This is a genomic window from Rhizobium ecuadorense, from assembly GCF_001187535.1.
Classification (GTDB): domain Bacteria; phylum Pseudomonadota; class Alphaproteobacteria; order Rhizobiales; family Rhizobiaceae; genus Rhizobium; species Rhizobium ecuadorense.
Map to the genome: position 1 here is coordinate 1 of NZ_LFIO01000095.1, position 2,500 is coordinate 2,500.

General features: G+C 53.7%; 1 tRNA gene and 2 rRNA genes (1 of these 3 cut by a window edge). All 3 read right to left on the bottom strand.

Features of this window, described 5'->3' with window-relative positions:
• Positions 1-53: 53 nt before the first annotated feature.
• A tRNA-Met gene (locus AF337_RS03865) sits at positions 54-130 on the bottom strand.
• Positions 131-257: 127 nt separating this feature from the next.
• Positions 258-372 (bottom strand): 5S ribosomal RNA (gene rrf, locus AF337_RS03870).
• A 111-nt stretch (positions 373-483) separates the two neighbouring features.
• Positions 484-2,500 (bottom strand): 23S ribosomal RNA (locus AF337_RS03875); it runs 783 nt beyond the window's last position.

Here is a 2,500-nt window from a genome sequence, read left to right on the forward strand (position 1 = left end):
GTCCAGAAACGCAAAAACCCGCCGAGAGGCGGGTTTTTTGCGGAAGTAAAGATTGGTTGCGGGGGCAGGATTTGAACCTGCGGCCTTCAGGTTATGAGCCTGACGAGCTACCGGGCTGCTCCACCCCGCGCCATGGCAAGTCGTTTGGACTTGCAGGAGTATTATAACACGAAAGGCCGCTTTGTGAGCGGCCTTTTGCGACGGCCTAGGCCGTTAGTCAGTTTCATTGTGAGAAGATTTGAAGTTGCGTTTTGCAGACCTGGCAGCGACCTACTCTCCCGCGTCTTAAGACGAAGTACCATGGGCGCAGGGGCGTTTCACGGCCGTGTTCGGAAAGGGAACGGGTGCAGCCACCCCGCCATAACCACCAGGTCGGCAAAGCGCAACTTTATGTTTGAGAAGCTGGTGATGTTTTCACATCGTTTTATTTGAACACGTCTTCAAGCATCATCGAATTTTGTTCGATGAGCACAGTCAATGAGAACGATCAAGCCGATCGAGCTATTAGTACCGGTAAGCTTCATGCGTTGCCGCACTTCCACACCCGGCCTATCAACGTGGTCGTCTTCCACGGCTCTGATAGGGAATACTCGTTTTCAGGTGGGTTTCCCGCTTAGATGCCTTCAGCGGTTATCCCGTCCATATATAGCTACCCTGCTATGCCCTTGGCAGGACAACAGGTCCACCAGAGATATGTCCATCCCGGTCCTCTCGTACTAGGGACAGATCCTGTCAATATTCCTACACCCACGGCAGATAGGGACCGAACTGTCTCACGACGTTCTGAACCCAGCTCACGTACCGCTTTAATTGGCGAACAGCCAAACCCTTGGGACCTGCTCCAGCCCCAGGATGCGATGAGCCGACATCGAGGTGCCAAACAACCCCGTCGATATGGACTCTTGGGGGTCATCAGCCTGTTATCCCCGGCGTACCTTTTATCCGTTGAGCGATGGCCCTTCCACGCGGGACCACCGGATCACTATGACCGACTTTCGTCTCTGCTCGACTTGTCAGTCTCGCAGTCAGGCGGGCTTATGCCATTGCACTCGACGACCGATTTCCGACCGGTCTGAGCCCACCATCGCGCGCCTCCGTTACTCTTTCGGAGGCGACCGCCCCAGTCAAACTACCCACCATACACTGTCCCGGACCCGGATGACGGGCCGCGGTTAGACATCCATGACGATAAGGGTGGTATTTCAAGGATGGCTCCACGGAAACTGGCGTCCCCGCTTCAAAGCCTACCACCTATCCTACACATGCCGACACGAATGCCAGTGTAAAGCTATAGTAAAGGTGCACGGGGTCTTTCCGTCTGACCGCAGGAACCCCGCATCTTCACGGGGAATTCAATTTCACTGAGTCTATGTTGGAGACAGCGGGGAAGTCGTTACGCCATTCGTGCAGGTCGGAACTTACCCGACAAGGAATTTCGCTACCTTAGGACCGTTATAGTTACGGCCGCCGTTTACTGGGGCTTCGATTCAAAGCTTGCACCTCTCCTCTTAACCTTCCAGCACCGGGCAGGCGTCAGACCCTATACGTCGTCTTGCGACTTCGCAGAGCCCTGTGTTTTTGATAAACAGTCGCTACCCCCTGGTCTGTGCCACCCCATCATACTTGCGTAAAATGGGGTCACGCTTCTTCCGAAGTTACGCGTGCAATTTGCCGAGTTCCTTCAACATAGTTCTCTCAAGCGCCTTGGTATACTCTACCTGACCACCTGTGTCGGTTTCGGGTACGGTCTATACGGTGGAGCTATTTCCTGGAACCGCTCCGCTGCCCTGATAATCCAATAAACCAGAACAACTTGTGCAATCCGTCACTACCACCAGGCCCACGAATATTAACGTGGTTCCCATCGACTACGCATTTCTGCCTCGCCTTAGGGGCCGGCTAACCCTGCTCAGATTAACTTTAAGCAGGAACCCTTGGTCTTTCGGCGAGAGGGTCTCTCACCCTCTTTATCGTTACTCATGTCAACATTCGCACTTCCGATACCTCCAGGAGCCCTCACGGGTCTCCCTTCATCAGCTTACGGAACGCTCCGCTACCACGTGTATTGCTACACATCCTCAGCTTCGGTGCATGGCTTCAGCCCCGTTACATTTTCGGCGCAAAGACCCTTATTTAGACCAGTGAGCTGTTACGCTTTCTTTAAATGATGGCTGCTTCTAAGCCAACATCCTGGTTGTTTTGGGATCCTCACATCCTTTCCCACTTAGCCATGACTTGGGGACCTTAGCTGGAGGTTAGGGTTGTTGCCCTTTTCACGACGGACGTTAGCACCCGCCGTGTGTCTGCCGAGTAGTACTCCCCGGTATTCGGAGTTTGGTTAGGATCAGTAAGACGGTGAGTCCCCATAGCCCATCCAGTGCTCTACCCCCGGGGGTATTCGCTCGACGCTCTACCTAAATAGATTTCGCGGAGAACCAGCTATTTCCGAGTTTGATTGGCCTTTCACCCCTAGCCACAAGTCATCCCAATCTATTGCAAC